This is a genomic window from Streptomyces fildesensis, assembly GCF_016107395.1.
Taxonomy (GTDB): Bacteria; Actinomycetota; Actinomycetes; order Streptomycetales; family Streptomycetaceae; genus Actinacidiphila; species Actinacidiphila fildesensis.
The window spans coordinates 197,683-212,813 of sequence record NZ_JAAIKO010000005.1 but is presented as its reverse complement, the minus strand read 5'-3'; the positions used below and the strand labels follow the sequence as shown (position 1 = coordinate 212,813).

The 15,131-nt window shown below is 71.8% G+C and carries 12 protein-coding genes; 6 read left to right on the top strand and 6 right to left on the bottom strand.

Annotation, left to right across the window (positions count from 1 at the left end):
- Positions 1-64: 64 nt before the first annotated feature.
- Together C6N31_RS10895 and C6N31_RS10890 are read right to left on the bottom strand one after the other, a co-directional pair.
- Positions 65-2,944, bottom strand: coding sequence for a galactose-binding domain-containing protein (locus C6N31_RS10895; RefSeq protein WP_198357461.1), 2,880 nt, complete (start codon positions 2,942-2,944; stop codon positions 65-67).
- A 270-nt stretch (positions 2,945-3,214) separates the two neighbouring features.
- The gene (locus C6N31_RS10890; RefSeq protein ID WP_138353070.1) at positions 3,215-3,721 is read right to left on the bottom strand and encodes a TetR/AcrR family transcriptional regulator C-terminal domain-containing protein; all 507 of its coding nucleotides are present in this window, start codon (positions 3,719-3,721) and stop codon (positions 3,215-3,217) included.
- A gap of 33 nt (positions 3,722-3,754) precedes the next feature.
- On the opposite strand from C6N31_RS10890, the gene C6N31_RS10885 reads away from it, so the two are divergent.
- Complete coding sequence (locus C6N31_RS10885) at positions 3,755-4,018, top strand: hypothetical protein (RefSeq protein ID WP_138353071.1); 264 nt, start codon at positions 3,755-3,757, stop codon at positions 4,016-4,018.
- Here the strand turns inward: C6N31_RS10885 and C6N31_RS10880 are convergent.
- The 3 genes from C6N31_RS10880 to C6N31_RS10870 form a co-directional block, all read right to left on the bottom strand.
- Positions 3,946-4,995 carry a phosphatidylinositol-specific phospholipase C domain-containing protein gene (locus C6N31_RS10880; RefSeq protein WP_232485047.1) on the bottom strand — a complete coding sequence of 350 codons (1,050 nt, stop codon included), beginning with the start codon at positions 4,993-4,995 and terminating at the stop codon, positions 3,946-3,948. The two genes, C6N31_RS10885 and C6N31_RS10880, sit on opposite strands and share 73 nt — an antisense overlap.
- A 117-nt stretch (positions 4,996-5,112) precedes the next feature.
- Entirely contained in the window at positions 5,113-5,973 is an 861-nt protein-coding gene (locus C6N31_RS10875) for an MBL fold metallo-hydrolase (protein ID WP_138353072.1), read from the bottom strand.
- Positions 5,974-5,982: 9 nt separating this feature from the next.
- Positions 5,983-7,008, bottom strand: a complete 1,026-nt coding sequence (locus tag C6N31_RS10870; protein WP_138353073.1) for an MsnO8 family LLM class oxidoreductase — start codon at positions 7,006-7,008, stop codon at positions 5,983-5,985.
- Positions 7,009-7,154: 146 nt separating this feature from the next.
- Between C6N31_RS10870 and C6N31_RS10865 the strand changes: the two genes are divergently transcribed.
- Both C6N31_RS10865 and C6N31_RS10860 read left to right on the top strand, forming a co-directional pair.
- On the top strand, positions 7,155-8,552 hold the full coding sequence (locus C6N31_RS10865) for an NADP-dependent succinic semialdehyde dehydrogenase (RefSeq protein WP_138353074.1): 1,398 nt from the start codon (positions 7,155-7,157) through the stop codon (positions 8,550-8,552).
- 178 nt (positions 8,553-8,730) lie between these two features.
- On the top strand, positions 8,731-9,345 hold the full coding sequence (locus tag C6N31_RS10860; RefSeq protein WP_198357460.1) for an LAETG motif-containing sortase-dependent surface protein: 615 nt from the start codon (positions 8,731-8,733) through the stop codon (positions 9,343-9,345).
- Positions 9,346-9,446: 101 nt separating this feature from the next.
- Here C6N31_RS10860 and C6N31_RS10855 read toward each other — a convergent pair whose 3' ends face one another.
- Positions 9,447-9,923: a nuclear transport factor 2 family protein gene (locus tag C6N31_RS10855; RefSeq protein WP_138353076.1), complete on the bottom strand. Its 477-nt coding sequence runs from the start codon at positions 9,921-9,923 to the stop codon at positions 9,447-9,449.
- Positions 9,924-10,110: 187 nt separating this feature from the next.
- On the opposite strand from C6N31_RS10855, the gene C6N31_RS10850 reads away from it, so the two are divergent.
- From C6N31_RS10850 to C6N31_RS10840, 3 genes are all read left to right on the top strand, one after another.
- Positions 10,111-12,750, top strand: coding sequence for an alpha/beta fold hydrolase (locus C6N31_RS10850; RefSeq protein ID WP_198357459.1), 2,640 nt, complete (start codon positions 10,111-10,113; stop codon positions 12,748-12,750).
- Positions 12,747-13,640: an ABC transporter permease gene (locus tag C6N31_RS10845; RefSeq protein ID WP_164294297.1), complete on the top strand. Its 894-nt coding sequence runs from the start codon at positions 12,747-12,749 to the stop codon at positions 13,638-13,640. Before C6N31_RS10850 ends, C6N31_RS10845 begins: the two co-directional genes overlap by 4 nt.
- A 129-nt stretch (positions 13,641-13,769) precedes the next feature.
- The gene (locus C6N31_RS10840) at positions 13,770-15,110 is read left to right on the top strand and encodes an esterase-like activity of phytase family protein (protein WP_198357458.1); all 1,341 of its coding nucleotides are present in this window, start codon (positions 13,770-13,772) and stop codon (positions 15,108-15,110) included.
- Positions 15,111-15,131 lie beyond the last annotated feature (21 nt).

The window sequence follows — 15,131 nt, the reverse complement described above, 5'->3', positions numbered from 1 at the left end:
GACGTGACGCGCGGAGGCCCGGCCGGCGTGGTGCTGGTTGCCGGCCGGGCCGGTGGAGCGGGGATCAGGACGCGTACACCTCGAACTCGGAGAGCTGGCCCGCGGGCCAGCCGGTGTTCGCCGTGAACGTCAGCCGCAGATAGCGGGTGGTGGTTCCGGCGGGCAGCGTGATGCTCGCGCTGTTGCCGCTCGCCGGGTTGAAGGTGTAGCCCGCGGGGCCCTTGAGGGTGCTCCACGAGGAGTTGTCGGCGCTGCCGAGCACGCTCAGGGTCTGCGTGCGGGTGGCCCAGGCCGACGGCGGCGGGAGCTTGAGGACGATCCGGCCGGCCGCGGTCGCAGCACCCAGGTCGACGGTCACCGACTGCGGGAAGGCGTTGCTCGCGCTCTCCCAGTAGCTGGCCGAGTTCCCGTCGTTGGCGTTGCGGGCCGCGTAGACGTCATTGCTGCTGGTGGCGCTGATGTTCTTGCCCGCGGCCAGGTTGCTGTTGGCCGGCGGGGTGGTCGGGGGAGTGGTGGGCGGAGTCGTCGGCGGCGTACCGGTGAGGCGGACCTCCAGCTCGGAGAGCTGGGCGGCCGGCCAGCCGGTGTTGGCCGAGACGGTCACCCGGACATAGCGCACATTCGCCGTGGTGAAGCCGGCGGTGACGGTGTTCGCAGCGCCCGGGTCGAAGGCGTACGCCTTCGGCGCGGCCAGCTGGCTGAAGTTCGTTCCGTCGGCGGAGCCGAGGACCGCGATGTTCTGCGAGCGCGACTCCCAGCCCGGCGGCAGCTTGAACGTCACGCTGTCGACGCCGGTGGCCGCGCAGAGGTCGACGGTCAGCGACTGCGGGAACGCGTTGTTGTTGCTCTCCCAGTAGCTGCCGGCGTTGCCGTCGACGGCGTTCGCCGCACTGTAGCTGCCGTTGGCGCTGGTGGCGGTGACGGGCTTGCCCTGCGCGAGGTTGCCGGTGCCCGGGACGCAGGCCGGCGGGGTGGTCGGGGGAGTGGTCGGCGGCGTCGTGGGCGGGGTGGTCGGCGGGTTCGAGGGGTCCGACGGGATGCCGCCGTTGGTCCAGATCGGGGCGGGCCAGTTGCCGGTGCAGGTGGAACCGGTGTTCCAGCCCGAGTTCCCGCCGCCGTCGACGATCACGAAGCTCGGGCCGACGCAGTTGTGGATCGGGGTGGCCGCCTGGCCGATGTGCTTGGCCGTGACATTGGTGAACTTCATGGTGGCCTGCACCTGGGCCTGGATGGCATAGGTCCCGGCGCCGTCGATGTTGATGTTGGTGAAGTTGACGCCGCTGACGCCGCCCTCGATGGTCTGGATCGCCTCGTAGGAGCTGTCCAGGATGTCGGTGTCGGTGATGTTGATGACCGCGCCGCTGATGGCCTCGTTGAGACCGTCGAACCAGATCGCGCCGACTCCGAAGTTCCAGTTGAAGTCGCTGTTGCCGGTTCTGATCAGGGTGTTGCGGGCCGCGGTGATGGTGCCCGCGACGGCGGTGCCGTTCCCGGACGTGACCCCTGGGTAGCGGTTGGCGATGTGCAGGCCGCCGCCGTTGGAGATGGTGTCCGCCATCACGTTGTCGGAGATCGTGAAGTTCTTGCCGCCGTAGGTGACGATGTTGTTCGCCAGGATCGGCAGGATCACCGTGTTGTGGGTGAAGGAGTCGCCGACGTTCGCGACCCGCTCCGGCCAGGACGCCAGCCCGTCGTCACCGAGGTTGCGCAGGAAGGTGTTGGTGACGGTGGAGTTGGTCACCCCGGTGTGGAAGTTCACGCCGTCCGCGGTCTGGTCCAGGATGCGGCTGTTCTTGATGGTGAAGTTGTCCATCGGGCCGTCCATCCAGGCACCGACCTTGGTGTGCTGGATCCACAGGTTGTCGACCACGGAGTTGGACATCGCGCCGCCGAGGGCGTTGACCTGGTCGTCGTCCGAGCGCTCGCGGATGTCGCCGATGATGGCGAAGTCCTTGAGGGTGACGTTCCGGCTCGGCCCGTTGGCCTCCTGCGGCCGCACCCCGCCGGTGTAGCCGCCGCCGGGGACGTACTTGCCGTAGATGCCCGCGGCGCGGTTGCGGTTCACCGGGTCGCGCCCGCCGAGCACGCTGTACCACGGCCCCGCGCCGGCCAGGGTGACCCCGTCGACGACCACGTGGTCGTAGAGCGTGAAGTTGCCCTGCGGGATGTAGACGGTCCTGCCCTGGGCCTGGCCGGCGTTGACCGCGGCCTGGAACTTGGCGGTGGAGTCGGCGGCGCCGGTCGGGTCCGCGCCGAAGTCGGCGACCACGTCGAGCGCGCCGGCCGGCTTGGCTATCGGGGCCGCGACCTGCTCGAAGTCGGCCAGGTCGATGGTGAAGGTGGGGGAGGCGGCGGTCGAGGCCACCTGCAGCCGGATCTTCGTCCCGGCCGGCAGCGTCGAGCCGAGCAGGGTCCGGGTCTCGTCGTAGAAGTGGTGCGGGTTGGTGTCGCCCGGGTTGTTGTTGAACGGGTAGCCGCCGTAGTACCAGCTGTACTTGGAGGTCACCGGCACGCTCTTCAGCGTGGAGCCGTTGACCTTCAGGTCGATGGCCGCGTCCCGCCCGGCGCCGTTCGACGTGTCGGGCAGGCTGTAGCGGAACGACATGGCGTTCGCGGGGGCGCTCAGTGTGAACTCGACGTACTGCCCGACCGCGTTCAGCGTGACGGCCTGCCGGCCCTGCGCCTCGGACGGCAGATTGCCGTACAGCCGGTCCGGCCCGATCACCGTGCCGTTGGTGGCGGCGTACTCCGCCTCCTGCTCCTTGAACGGCACGACCGCGCCACGGTTCGGAACATCCAGGGGCGACAGCGCGGCGACGCCCGCCGCGTGCGCGGCGGGCGCGGTGGCGAGGCCCACCCCGGTCAGCGCGGCGGCCGCGCTGACGACGAGGGAGACGATCGCGGTGGTACTGCGCCTGAGGCGGGGACTTGGGGGTGCATGCATCACAGAGGCACGTCCTTGCAGGTCGAAGGTGGGGGGCGGGAGGCGCGCGTTGCGGCTGCGCTTCGGGCACGTGTCGTGGGGGTTTCGGCCGGGCGTGGGAGAGACTACGAGCACCCCTGCAGCAAGTCCATAAGTCAGCGCAATATTGCGACGATCGATTGCAAGGAAGAGCTAGACCCATGGCACAAAAGGGCGTTGAAGGGCAGCGCGGGAGACCCGGAGGTCGGAAGCACGCGCTGCGACAGCCGTTTCCGCGGCGGTGGGGACCCGTTATCGGGTGACGAAGACCTCGATGCCGTCGAGCAGGCGGCGCAGCCCGAACTCGAAGATCGTGTCGAGGCTGATCTCCAGGTCGTGGCGCCCGGCGAGGGAGGAGTACGTGGGGAACCGGCCCGACGCCACGATGGCCTGCATCGCCGCGTCGTTGGCGTCCAGATACTGCTGGCTGGTGATCCCGGTGGCGTGCTCGGCCTCCGCCTCGGCCTCCAGGTTCACCGCGGTGCCCCGGGCGTAGTTCACCATCGTGACCGCCACATGGATCATGTCGGCCGGATCGAGGTGGTCCAGTGCGCGCATGGACCACTCGACGACGGCCATCGCGTTGGGCACCAGCGGTGGCCTGGTCGTCGACATCACCTGCGCCAGCCACGGGTGGCGGCGGTACATCTCCCACTGCAGCCGGGTGCCCTGCTCCAGCCGGTCCCGCCAGCCGGACGGTCCCGGCTCGGGCAGTTCGCCCCGGCCGGCCGCCTCGTCGGCCATCAGCACGACGAGCACAGCGTCCGCGAGACCCTGGGCAGCGCCCAGGCGGTGGCCGCGCAGCTGCCCGGCCGGACCGGTGACGCCGTACTGGGCGCGGCGCGCGACGCGTTCGTCGGCGGACTGCACGCCGCCGCCGTCGGCGCCGCGGTGGTGTGCGCCGCGGCGGCCGTCCTCGCGCTGTACGCGCTGCGGGACGTGCCGGCCGCGTCGCCCACCACCGTGGCGGATCCGGAAGCGGGTCAGCCGCGCGGGTACACCGAGGAGAGTACGGACGGCAGCGCGTACCAGTCGGCGGTCACCAGGCTGCCGTGACGCGCGGCGACCTGAGCGGCCTTGGCCCTCGCCTCGGCCTCCGTCGGATGGGTGCCGTCGATGGCGGGCGCCACCTTGTTCACGTCCGTCATCACCACGATGTAGTGCCGGCTGTCGTACCAGGCGGTGTCGATCCCGCCGTCCACATAGGCGGCGGCGTCACCGTCGAAGAACACGAACCACGGACGGAGCGTCGCGTCCGGGTAGCGGGAGGTCCGCGGGTCGGCCGCCGCGGCGCCGTGCACGGCGGGGAAGGCGGCCGCCTGGGGCAGCGTTCCGGCTGCGGCGAGGTTCCGCAGCCGGGTCGCGTACTCCTTGTCGGTCCACAGGCTGTCGAAGGGGTTGCTCTCCTCGACGGTGCCGGGTATCAGGTCGACGAGGAACTTGCCCGCCAGCGCCGCCCGCGTCGGCCAGGCGCCCGCGAGCGCCGCCGCGTCGAGGGTGCCGTGCCCGCCCACCAGGTCCGCCGGGCGGTACAGGGTGTTGCCGAGCTTGCTGCCCACCAGGGCGTCGAACTCGTCGGGGCCCAGGCCGCCCTTGTCGTTGAAGCCGTCCTTCATCTCCACCTTGAGCAGCACCGGGGCGTGTCCGGGGTGCGCGTCGCTCCACGCCTTGATGTCGGCGAGGCAGCCCTCGAAGCTCTGGTTGACCGGCTTGACGCGCAGCTGGGAGGCGTTGGCGGCGTTCTCGCAGTTGTTGTCGTTGCCGAAGGGGTTGCTGTGCGAGACCCGGAACTTCGCGCCGCCCAGCGCATTGGTCCAGACGTCCAGTTCCAGCAGCGCGGCACCGGAGTCCAGCGCGTCGGCGAAGTACGGGTACTTGGCCTTGTCGTACGCGTTGTGCACACCCACCCCGGTGCTGCCGGAGTAGGGGAGGGTGTCGGTGCCCGCCGCCTGCGATCCGGTCGGGACGAGAAGGGTCAGTGCCGCCGCCGCGGCGAGTGCCGCCGCTGCCGATGTGCGTCCGAACATGCGCATGAGCCGCCTCCCATAAAGAGCAAGTGGGAAGCAGGTTAGGGGAGTTGCACTGCCACAGGGTGATCGCGGGACGACGGGAGGTGAACTACTCGGTGCCGGCGGCCAACGAGGACGCCGCTAACCCGTGATGTCCACGATGAAGTTGTCAAAGATGTGCGCACCCGGCCGGCCGCCGGTCTCGGTGAGAGCCTTCCGCAGTGCCGTCAGCTGACCGGTGGTCAGCTGCAGCGGTGGCTCGTCCGGCTGGTATGTGGTGCCGCGCGGATACGCGTCGCCGGGAGTGGTGGTCATCTCGATGTGGCAGCCCAGGATGTGGCTCACCGGGCGGGTGGCGCAGAAGTCGAGCAGCCGGTCGACGGTGGCGGTGAACGCGGCGGTGTCCTGGACGTAGAGCATGCCCGGGTAGAAGGAGTCGCCGGTCAGCAGCAGACCGGTGGCCCGGTCGTAGAGGACGACGGCCGCCTCCTGGTGGCCGGGGCCCGGGATCACGTCCAGGACGCGGCCGCCGCCGAGGTCCAGTTCGGCCCGGGTGTCCGGCCAGCCCGTCAGGCCGAAGAAGTCGATGACGTCCGCCAGGCCGGGTCCCACCACGGTGGTGTCCGGGCGGCCGGTGAACTGGCCGTCGGCCGCGATGTGGTCGCCGTGCCCGTGCGTGTGGGCGACCAGCAGCCCGTAGCCCGGCCGCGGATGGCGTACCAGCCAGTCGTCGATCGCCGCGTCGACCGTGCGGCGCAGCGGGAAGTACCGCTCGTCCGCGGTTGCCCCGGTGTCCAGCAGCAGGGCCCGGTCCGCGCCGAGGAACAGGAAGACGAACGGCGCCTCGAAGTGCACCGACATGTTCTGCCGCAGGATCAGCGTGTGCTCGTCGTACGCGTGCACCTGGATCTCCGGCGCGGGGTCGTGCTTCGCCGACGGCCAGCCGGCGTGCCACCGGACGTCGAGGTCTCCCGGCCCGGCCGGCCCGCTGAAGTCGTTCATGGGGCGACGCTACAGGGCGCCCGCCGGGGTGCCCATGCCCACTGCCACGGCCAGCCGGCCGAAGGAGTCGAGCAGTTCCGCGCGGTCGAAGGTACTGGTGGTCAGCAGGATCTCGTCGGCGCCGGTGCGGCCCACGAGAGCGCCGAGCGCCGCGGCCACCTCGTCCCCGGTCCCGTGGAGCTGGCCCTCCAGCGCCGCGTCGAAGTACGAGCGCTCACGCGCTGACATGTCCAGCGCCTCCACCTCCGCCGTCGGCAGGAGCGGCGGGAAGGCCCCATGAGTGCGGGAGTACGCGCTCGACCAGGCCTCGGACAGCAGCAGCCGGCGCGCGGCCGCCGGTGTCGCGGCGGCCGCGGCGCCGGCGGACACCACGACGTACGGCTCCGCCGACCAGGCGGAGGCACGGAAACCGTCCCGGTACCGCTCGATGGCGCGCAGCATCGGGTCCTCGCCGCGGACGGCGCCGATCACCAGCGGCAGCCCCAGCGCCGCCGCGTGATCGGCCCCGGAGCCGGTGGCCAGCACGAACGCGGGCGGCCGCAGGCCCTCGGCGGGCCAGGCGTGCACCTCGGGGTGCACCCGCTGCTCGCCGGTGAACCAGCCGAGCAGCTCCGTCAGCTGCGCGCCGAAGTCCTCGGCGGCCTCCTTGTCGCGGCCCAGCGCCCGCCGGATGCCGTCGGTGAACCCGACCGACCGGCCCAGGCCCATGTCGACGCGCCCGGGGAAGAGCGCCTCCAGGACGCCGAACTGCTCCGCCACCACCAGCGGCCGGTGATTGGGCAGCATCACGCCGCCCGTACCGACCCGGATCCGCGAGGTGGCGGCCGCGACGGCCGCCGCCAGCACGGTCGGTGCCGAACCGGCCACTCCGGGCACACTGTGGTGCTCCGAGACCCAGAACCGGTGGTAACCGAGCGTCTCGGCCTGCCGGGCGAAGCGGACGGTGTCCCGCAGCGCCTGGGAGTGGCTCTGTCCCTGGCGGGTGCGCGACCGGTCCAGGATGGACAACGGGGTGTCTCGGAGTGCTGATGTCACCTTCGGTTCAACGCCGTGGATCACTGAGGATTCCCGGCCCGGATCCGCCGTCCGGCCCCCGGTGGCGCGGCGCCGGTGCCGAATGCGGGTTCATACGCGAAAATGGGGCAAACGATCAGGACTGCCGAGCCCCAGGAGGCATTGCCGTGCCGATCGCGACCGTGAACCCGGCGACGGGCGAGACGCTCAGGACGTTCGAGGCCCTCGGGACCGCCGGGGTAGAGGAGAAGCTCGCCCTGGCCGAAGCCGCCTTCCGCCAGTACCGCACCACCTCCTTCGGCGAGCGCGCCGAGCTGATGCGCCGCGCGGCCGCGCTGCTGGAGGAGGAGGGCGAGGACATCGCCCGCACCATGACCACCGAGATGGGCAAGACGCTGGTCGCCGCCCGCGCGGAGGCCGCCAAGTGCGCCAAGGCCATGCGCTGGTACGCGGAGCGCGCCGAGGGCCTGCTGGCCGACGAGCACCCGGAACCGGCCGACGTCAAGGACTCCGGTGGCGCGCGCGCCTATGTGCGCTACCGCCCGCTGGGCGTGGTGCTGGCCGTCATGCCGTGGAACTTCCCGCTCTGGCAGGTGGTCCGGTTCGCCGCGCCGGCCCTGATGGCGGGCAACACCGGCCTGCTCAAGCACGCCTCCAACGTTCCGCAGACCGCGCTGTACCTGGGCGACCTGTTCCACCGCGCGGGATTCCCCGAGGGGTGCTTCCAGACACTGCTGATCGGATCCGGCGCCGTCGAGGGGATCCTGCGCGACCCGCGGATCGTGGCGGCGACCCTGACCGGCAGCGAGCCGGCCGGCCGCGCGGTGGCCGCGACCGCCGGTGACGTCGTCAAGCACACGGTCCTGGAACTCGGCGGCAGCGACCCGTTCGTGGTCATGCCGTCCGCCGACACCGCGCGGGCCGCGAAGACCGCGGTCACCGCCCGGGTGCAGAACAACGGGCAGTCCTGCATCGCGGCCAAGCGCTTCATCGTGCACGCCGACGTGTACGACGAGTTCGCCGCGCTCTTCACCGAGACGATGGCCGCGCTGCGGATCGGCGACCCGATGGACGAGTCCACCGATGTCGGGCCGCTCGCCACCGAACAGGGCCGGGCCGACCTGGAGGAACTCGTCACCGACGCCGAGAAGCTCGGCGCGACGGCGCTCTGCGGCGGGCAGCGTCCCGCGTCACAGGCGGCGGGCTGGTTCTACGAGCCGACGGTGCTCGCGGGGATCACCGAGCGGATGCGCATCCATCACGAGGAGGCGTTCGGCCCGGTGGCCACCCTCTACAAGGCCGCGGACCTCGACGAGGCGGTGCGGCTGGCCAACGACACGCCCTTCGGGCTCAGCTCCAACGTCTGGACCCGGGACGAAGCCGAACAGGAGCGCTTCGTACGGGACCTGGAGGCGGGCGGCGTCTTCTTCAACGGGATGACCGCCTCCCACCCGGCCATGCCGTTCGGCGGGGTGAAGCGCTCCGGCTACGGACGCGAGCTGTCCGGGCACGGCATCCGCGAGTTCTGCAACATCACCACGGTGTGGCACAGCGCGGCCTCCTGACGCCTGCCGGTTCGTCCGTGACCCCCGGTGCCCCTGTGGCGCCGGGGGTCACTGCTGAGCGGGTGCGGACATGACACCTGGGGCGGTGTCGGGACGCGGGAGGGGCGGGTGTAGGGTCCGCGTCTCGCACACGCGCGGTTGAACGGGGCTGCCGCCAAGGGAAGTTCATGGAGGATTCATGCAGATAGAGCACCACGGCCGGGTTCGTACCGGTGCGATAGCCGCCGTCAGTTTCGCGGCACTCGTCGGAACGGGCGTTCTCGCCACTCCGGCATCGGCGCACACGCCGGTCTGGTCGGTCACCTGCGACAAGGTCACCGTCGACCTCACGCAGTACAACAGCAAGGTCGAGAACACCGTCACGATCACCGTGGACGGCAAGGACCTGCTGGCGAAGACCAGCTTCAAGAGCTCCTTCCACAAGACGCTGGACCTGGCGAAGCACGGTCAGGACGTGTCCGTGCACCTCGTCGTCAAGGCGGGCGACACGTCGGACAAGCACAACTTCGACAAGGACGAGACCAAGACGGTCGCTCCCTGCAAGGGTGACGAGTCCACCCCGCCCAAGACTCCGCCCACCACGGCGCCGTCCACGAAGCCGTCCACCCCGCCGGCCACGCCGACGTCGAGCGCGCCCGTCGTCAAGCCGAGCCAGTCCACCCCGCCGACCAACCTGGCGGAGACCGGTGGTTCCAGCTCCACGCCGATCATGGGCGGCATCGCCGCGGCCGTCGTGGCCGCCGGTGCGGGCCTGCTCTTCATGAACCGCAAGCGCCGCTCCTCGCACAGCTGATCCACCAGTTCCCACCCGCAGGCGGAATCCCCGTAGCGCGTCGGAGGGCCCGTACTCCTGGACTGTCCAGGGGTGCGGGCCCTTTTCGTCGGACCTCTTCGTCAGCCGGCCGCCTGACGGGACGACTTCGGCTGCCGGGGCCCGCCCGGCGCGAAGTGCATGTACGACTTCTCCTGGAAGCGCTCAGCGATACGCCAGGCGCCGCCGACGCGGACGAAAGCATCGATGTACCACATACCGCAGTGCAGTACCCCGCCGTCCGCCGCGCCCTGGTCGCCGGGCAGGACCAGCGGGTTGTGGCACATGGTGCGGCCGGTCGCGGTGTCGCCGTCGAGCCGGATCGAGGCGTTGCCCAGGAGGTGCTGGTAGGCGGGGAACCGCCCCATCACGGAGCCGAGGAAGTCCTTGATCTCCGGGAGGGTGCCGCGTGGCCCGCCGGTCGCGGTGTAGTCGATGACGGCGCCCGCGGCGAACACCTCGTCGAGCAGGTCCCATTGCCGGGTGTCGACGGCGTGGCAGTAGTCGACCATCAGGTCCTGTATCTCCAGCCGGTCGGAGATTTCGGTGAGCGTCAGCATGCGGCTCCCGGTACTTCGCGGCCCCCGAGGGGCCGTTGGGCGGTCGGAACCGCCATGGATCGCACGGGCCGTTCGAGAAGTCAAGGGAGGCGGCCGTCCGGGGCCCACTGCCGCGGTGTCTGTGAATACGCGGGGAATCCCACGGCCGGTTCGAGGCCGGCCGTGGTGGCGACCGTAGGATCGGACCATGGATCTTCGACTGCCGCGGCGCAAGCGGTTGCTCACCGGCGCGGTGGCGCTCGCCCTGCTCGGTGGCGCCGGAACGTGGGCGGTGGCGTCGTCGGCCGCCTCGTCCGGCACCGCCGTGCACCAGGAGGACGCGATGCTCCCCGGGCAGGGGGAGCGGCTCGACACGTCGTTCTTCACCTCCGGCGGGACGCAGCGCCGCCCCGCCGTGCTGCTCGGACACGGCTTCGGCGGCAGCAAGGACGACATGCGCGACCAGGCCGAGGACCTGGCCCGCCGGGGCTACGCCGTGCTCACCTGGTCCGCCCGCGGCTTCGGGAAGTCCACCGGCACCATCGGCCTCAACGCGCCGGACGGTGAGGTCGCCGATGTGAGCCGGCTCGTCGACTGGCTCGCCAAGCGGCCCGAGGTACGGCTCGACGCGGCGGGCGACCCCCGGGTCGGGGTCGCCGGGGCGTCCTACGGCGGGGCGATCTCGCTGCTCGCCGCGGGGTACGACCGGCGGATCGACGCCATCGCCCCGCAGATCACCTACTGGAACCTCGCCGACTCGCTCTTCCCCGGGGACGTCTACAAGAAGCTCTGGGCCGGGATCTTCTTCTCCAGCGGCGCACGGGCCGGCGATCCGGCGTGCGGACGCTTCGCGCCGGCCGTCTGCGCGATGTACCAGCGGGTCGCCGTCGCCGGGAAGCCCGACGCGGACGCCCGCGCCATGCTGGACAAGCTCAGCCCGTCCGCCGTCGCGGACCGCATCAAGGTGCCGACCCTGATCGTGCAGGGCCAGAGCGACTCGCTCTTCCCGCTCGGCCAGGCCGACGCCATGGCGAAGGCGATCACCGCGAACGGCGCGCCCGTCGACGTCGACTGGATCTCCGGCGGCCACGACGGCGGCGACCTGGAGACCGCCCGGGTGGACGGCCGGGTCGCCGCCTGGTTCGACCGCTACCTCAAGGGCGACACCTCGGCCGGCACCGGACCGGCCTTCCGGGTGACCCGCACCGGCGGGGTGAACTCCACCGACGGCCGCGCCGTGTTGCGCGGCGCGACCGCGGACCGCTACCCGGGCCTGGCCGGCACCTCGTCCCGTACGGTCCCGCTCACCGGCGGCGAGCAGACCATCGCCAACCCCGCGGGCGGCAGCCCGCCCGCGATCTCCTCGCTCCCGGGCATCGGCGGCCTCTCCCAGCTGGCCGGCCTCGGCGCCGGCATCTCGCTGGACTTCCCCGGCCAGTCGGCGCACTTCGACTCGGCCCCGCTCGCCTCCGGGATCCGCGTCACCGGCTCGCCCACCGTCACCGTGCGCGTCAGGACCGCGGCGGACGACGCGGTCCTCTTCGCGAAGCTCTACGACGTCTCCGCGGACGGCCGCCAGTCGCTGCCCGCGCAACTCGTCACCCCGGTACGCGTCGGCGGTTCGGCCGGCGGCAGCAGCGTGGAGCTGCGGCTGCCCGCTGTCGACCACCAGTTCGCGGCCGGCCACCGGCTGCGCCTCGTCCTGGCCAGTACCGACCTCGCCTACGCCTCACCGGCCCCGGCCGCCACGTACACGGTCTCGCTCACCGCTCCCGCGCTGACGCTGCCGACCGCCCCCGGGGTCGCCACCGCGGCCGCCGGGCTGCCGTGGTGGACCTGGGGCATGCCGCTCGGCGCGGCCGTCGTCGCCGCGCTGCTGCTCCTCACCGGCCGCCGCCGGGTGCGGACCCCGGCCCCCGACCCGGCGCTGTCCGGGGTACCGCTGCAGATCACCGACCTGAGCAAGAAGTACGCCAAGTCCGCCGACCGCTACGCCGTCCGCGATCTGACGTTCCGTGTCGAACGCGGCCAGGTGCTCGGACTCCTCGGCCCCAACGGCGCCGGAAAGACCACCACACTGCGGATGCTGATGGGGCTGATCCGTCCCGACGGCGGCGAGATCCGGGTCTTCGGCGAGGCCATCAGGCCCGGTGCGCCGGTGCTGTCCCGGGTCGGCTCGTTCGTCGAGGGCGCGGGCTTCCTGCCGCACCTGTCGGGGCGCGCCAACCTCGACCTGTACTGGCAGGCCACCGGCCGGCCCGCGCAGGACGCGCACTTCGAGGAGGCGCTGGAGATCGCCGGCCTCGGCGACGCGCTGCGCCGGGCGGTCCGCACCTACTCGCAGGGCATGCGGCAGCGGCTCGCCATCGCGCAGGCGATGCTCGGCATGCCGGACCTGCTGATCCTGGACGAGCCGACCAACGGCCTCGACCCGCCGCAGATCCGCGAGATGCGCGAGGTGCTCATCCGGTACGCGGCCGAGGGCCGCACCGTGATCGTCTCCAGCCATCTGCTCGCCGAGGTCGAGCAGAGCTGCACCCACCTCGTCGTGATGGACCGCGGACGGCTGATCACCGCGGGCCCGGTCGGGCAGATCACCGGCTCCGCCGACACCCTGCTCGTCGGGGTCGAGGGCGAACTGCCCGAAGGGGTCCTGGAGAAGGTCGCCGAGCTGCCGGGGCTGTCCGGCGCGGTGCGCGGCGACGACGGCCTGCTCATCGCCCTCGACGGGATGACCGTCCCGCAACTCCTCGTCGAACTCGTCCGGCTGGACGTCCCGGTCACGCGGGTCGGACCGCAGCGCCGCCTGGAGGACGCCTTCCTCACCCTCATCGGAGGCAACGCATGAGCGCCACCGCCCCGGCACCTTCCCCGGCCTCCGCTCCCGCCACCTCCACGGCCCCCGGCTACCACCCGCGGCGCACCCTGCCGCTGCGGGTGGAGGCGATGCGGCAGTTGCGGCGGCGGCGCACCCTCGTGGTCGGCGCGGTGCTCGCCGCACTGCCCTTCATCCTCATCGCGGCCTTCGCCATCGGCGGCCAGCCCGACGGCAGCGACAGCCGCAACGGGCCCTCCCTCATCGACACCGCGACCGCCTCCGGCGCCAACTTCGCCGCCACCTGCCTGTTCGTCTCTGCGGGCTTCCTGCTGGTGGTGCCGGTGGCGCTGTTCTGCGGCGACACCATCGCCTCGGAGGCCAGCTGGTCCTCGCTGCGCTATCTGCTGGCCGCGCCGGTGCCCCGGATGCGGCTGCTCACCAGCAAGTTCCTGGTGGCGCTCGGCTTCAGCGCGGCGGCGATGCTCCTGCTGCCCGTCGTCGCCCTCGCGGCCGGCACCGTCGCCTACGGCTGGGGCGATCTGCAGATTCCCACCGGCGGATCCCTGCCCTCCGCCACGGCGCTGCCGCGGCTGGGCATCGTCATCACGTTCATCTTCGTCAGCCAGCTGGTCACCGCGGCGCTCGCCTTCTGGCTCTCGACGATCACCGACGCCCCGCTCGGCGCCGTCGGCGGAGCCGTCGGGCTCACCATCGTCGGCAACGTCCTGGACGCCGTCACCGCGCTCGGCTCCTGGCGCGATCTGCTCCCCGCCCACTGGCAGTACTCCTGGGCCGACGCCCTCCAGCCGCACCTCGAATGGTCCGGCATGATCCAGGGCGCCGCGGTCTCCGTCTCCTACGCCCTGGTGCTGACCGCCCTCGCCTTCCGCGGATTCCGGACGAAGGACGTCGTGTCCTGAGCGGCAGGGCCCCGGCGGGCGGTGCCGTTCGTCCAGTGCTGGGCGGGAGTTCACCGGAACGTGGGGCCGCGTTGGGCCGGACCGCAGAGCCTTGGGGCGCTTGACGTACTGGCGTTCTGGGGAGGTCCGATGGCTCTGCGTTCTCTGCGTCGTCCGGTGGCGGTGGTGATCCCGGTCGCCGCGCTCGCCGCCCTCGGGCTGCCCGGCCAGGCCGACGGCGCGCCCGCCGCGCACCGTCCGGCCGCGCGGGTCACCGGCACCGCCACCCTGCCCGCCATCCCGCTGGGGACGTTCAGCAACCGCCTGCTGCCCGGCACGGTCGGGGACGACCGCGGGGTGAAGCTCGGCGGCATCGGCAGTGACATCTTCCCGGCGGGACGTCCTGGTGAGTACTGGACCGTCACCGACCGGGGACCCAACGGCCAGATCAAGGTCGGCAAGGACAAGCGGCGTACGTTCCCCGTGCCGGGGTTCGACCCGGCGATCGTCAAGGTGAAGGTCGTCGGCGACACCCTCAAGGTACTGACGTCGATCCCCGTCACGACCTCGCACGGCGCGCCCGTCACCGGGCTGTCGGACCAGGCGTCGCGGGACGAGGCGCCCTTCACCTACGACGCGTCGACCCCGCTGGCGTACAACCCGAACGGGCTCGATACCGAGGGCATCGTCCGGGCGGACGACGGCACCTTCTGGCTCGTCGACGAGTACGGCCCCTCGCTGGTCCACGTCTCGGCGAAGGGCCGGGTGCTGGTCCGCTACGTGCCCAAGGGGCTCGGGCTGACCGGTGCCGACTACCCGGTCGTCGAGTCGCTTCCGGCGATCCTGCTCCAGCGCAAGGACAACCGCGGCTTCGAAGGGCTCACCCTGCTGCCCGGCGGCGACCTGGTGATGGCCGTGCAGAGCCCGCTGTCCAACCCGGACAAGACCGCGGGCGAGACCTCGCTGACCACCCGCCTGCTGCGCTTCTCACCGCGCCACCGGGCGGTCACCGCCGAGTACGTCTACCGCTTCGACCCGGTGAACGTCGTCGACCCGAGCGAGACCGACCCCGCCGAGCTGAAGATCTCCTCGGTCGTCGCCGTCGGCCGGGACCGGCTGCTCGTCGAGGAGCGCACCGACAAGGCGGCCCGGCTGCAGCTGGTCACGCTGCGCGGCCGGGACAACGTCCTCGGCCGGTCCTGGGACGACCCCGCGACCGCGCCCTCGCTGGAGCAGCTCGCCGACCCGGCCGCGGCCGGGGTGCCGGTCCTGGCCAAGAAGCTCGTCGTGGACCTGAACACGGTCCCGGGCGTGCCGCAGAAGATCGAGGGAGTCGCCGTCGTCGACCGCTCCACGCTCGTCCTGATCAACGACAACGACTTCGGCATGACGGACGGCCCGGGAGCGTTCGACGCCGCCGGACGCCTGGTCGACAGCGGTGTGCGGACTACCCTGGTACGTGTACGGCTGGACCGGCCGCTGCCCTGGTGAGCCGGATCCGGGAACCAGGAC

What these genes read in the sequence shown, in the direction of transcription:
- C6N31_RS10860 (WP_198357460.1), top strand. Translation starts at nt 8,731, where the DNA reads ATGCAGATAGAGCACCACGGCCGGGTTCGTACCGGTGCGATAGCCGCC.
- C6N31_RS10845 (WP_164294297.1), top strand. Translation starts at nt 12,747, where the DNA reads ATGAGCGCCACCGCCCCGGCACCTTCCCCGGCCTCCGCTCCCGCCACC.
- C6N31_RS10850 (WP_198357459.1), top strand. Translation starts at nt 10,111, where the DNA reads ATGGATCTTCGACTGCCGCGGCGCAAGCGGTTGCTCACCGGCGCGGTG.
- C6N31_RS10875 (WP_138353072.1), bottom strand. Translation starts at nt 5,973, where the DNA reads ATGAACGACTTCAGCGGGCCGGCCGGGCCGGGAGACCTCGACGTCCGG.
- C6N31_RS10840 (WP_198357458.1), top strand. Translation starts at nt 13,770, where the DNA reads ATGGCTCTGCGTTCTCTGCGTCGTCCGGTGGCGGTGGTGATCCCGGTC.
- C6N31_RS10855 (WP_138353076.1), bottom strand. Translation starts at nt 9,923, where the DNA reads ATGCTGACGCTCACCGAAATCTCCGACCGGCTGGAGATACAGGACCTG.
- C6N31_RS10895 (WP_198357461.1), bottom strand. Translation starts at nt 2,944, where the DNA reads ATGCATGCACCCCCAAGTCCCCGCCTCAGGCGCAGTACCACCGCGATC.
- C6N31_RS10880 (WP_232485047.1), bottom strand. Translation starts at nt 4,995, where the DNA reads ATGCGCATGTTCGGACGCACATCGGCAGCGGCGGCACTCGCCGCGGCG.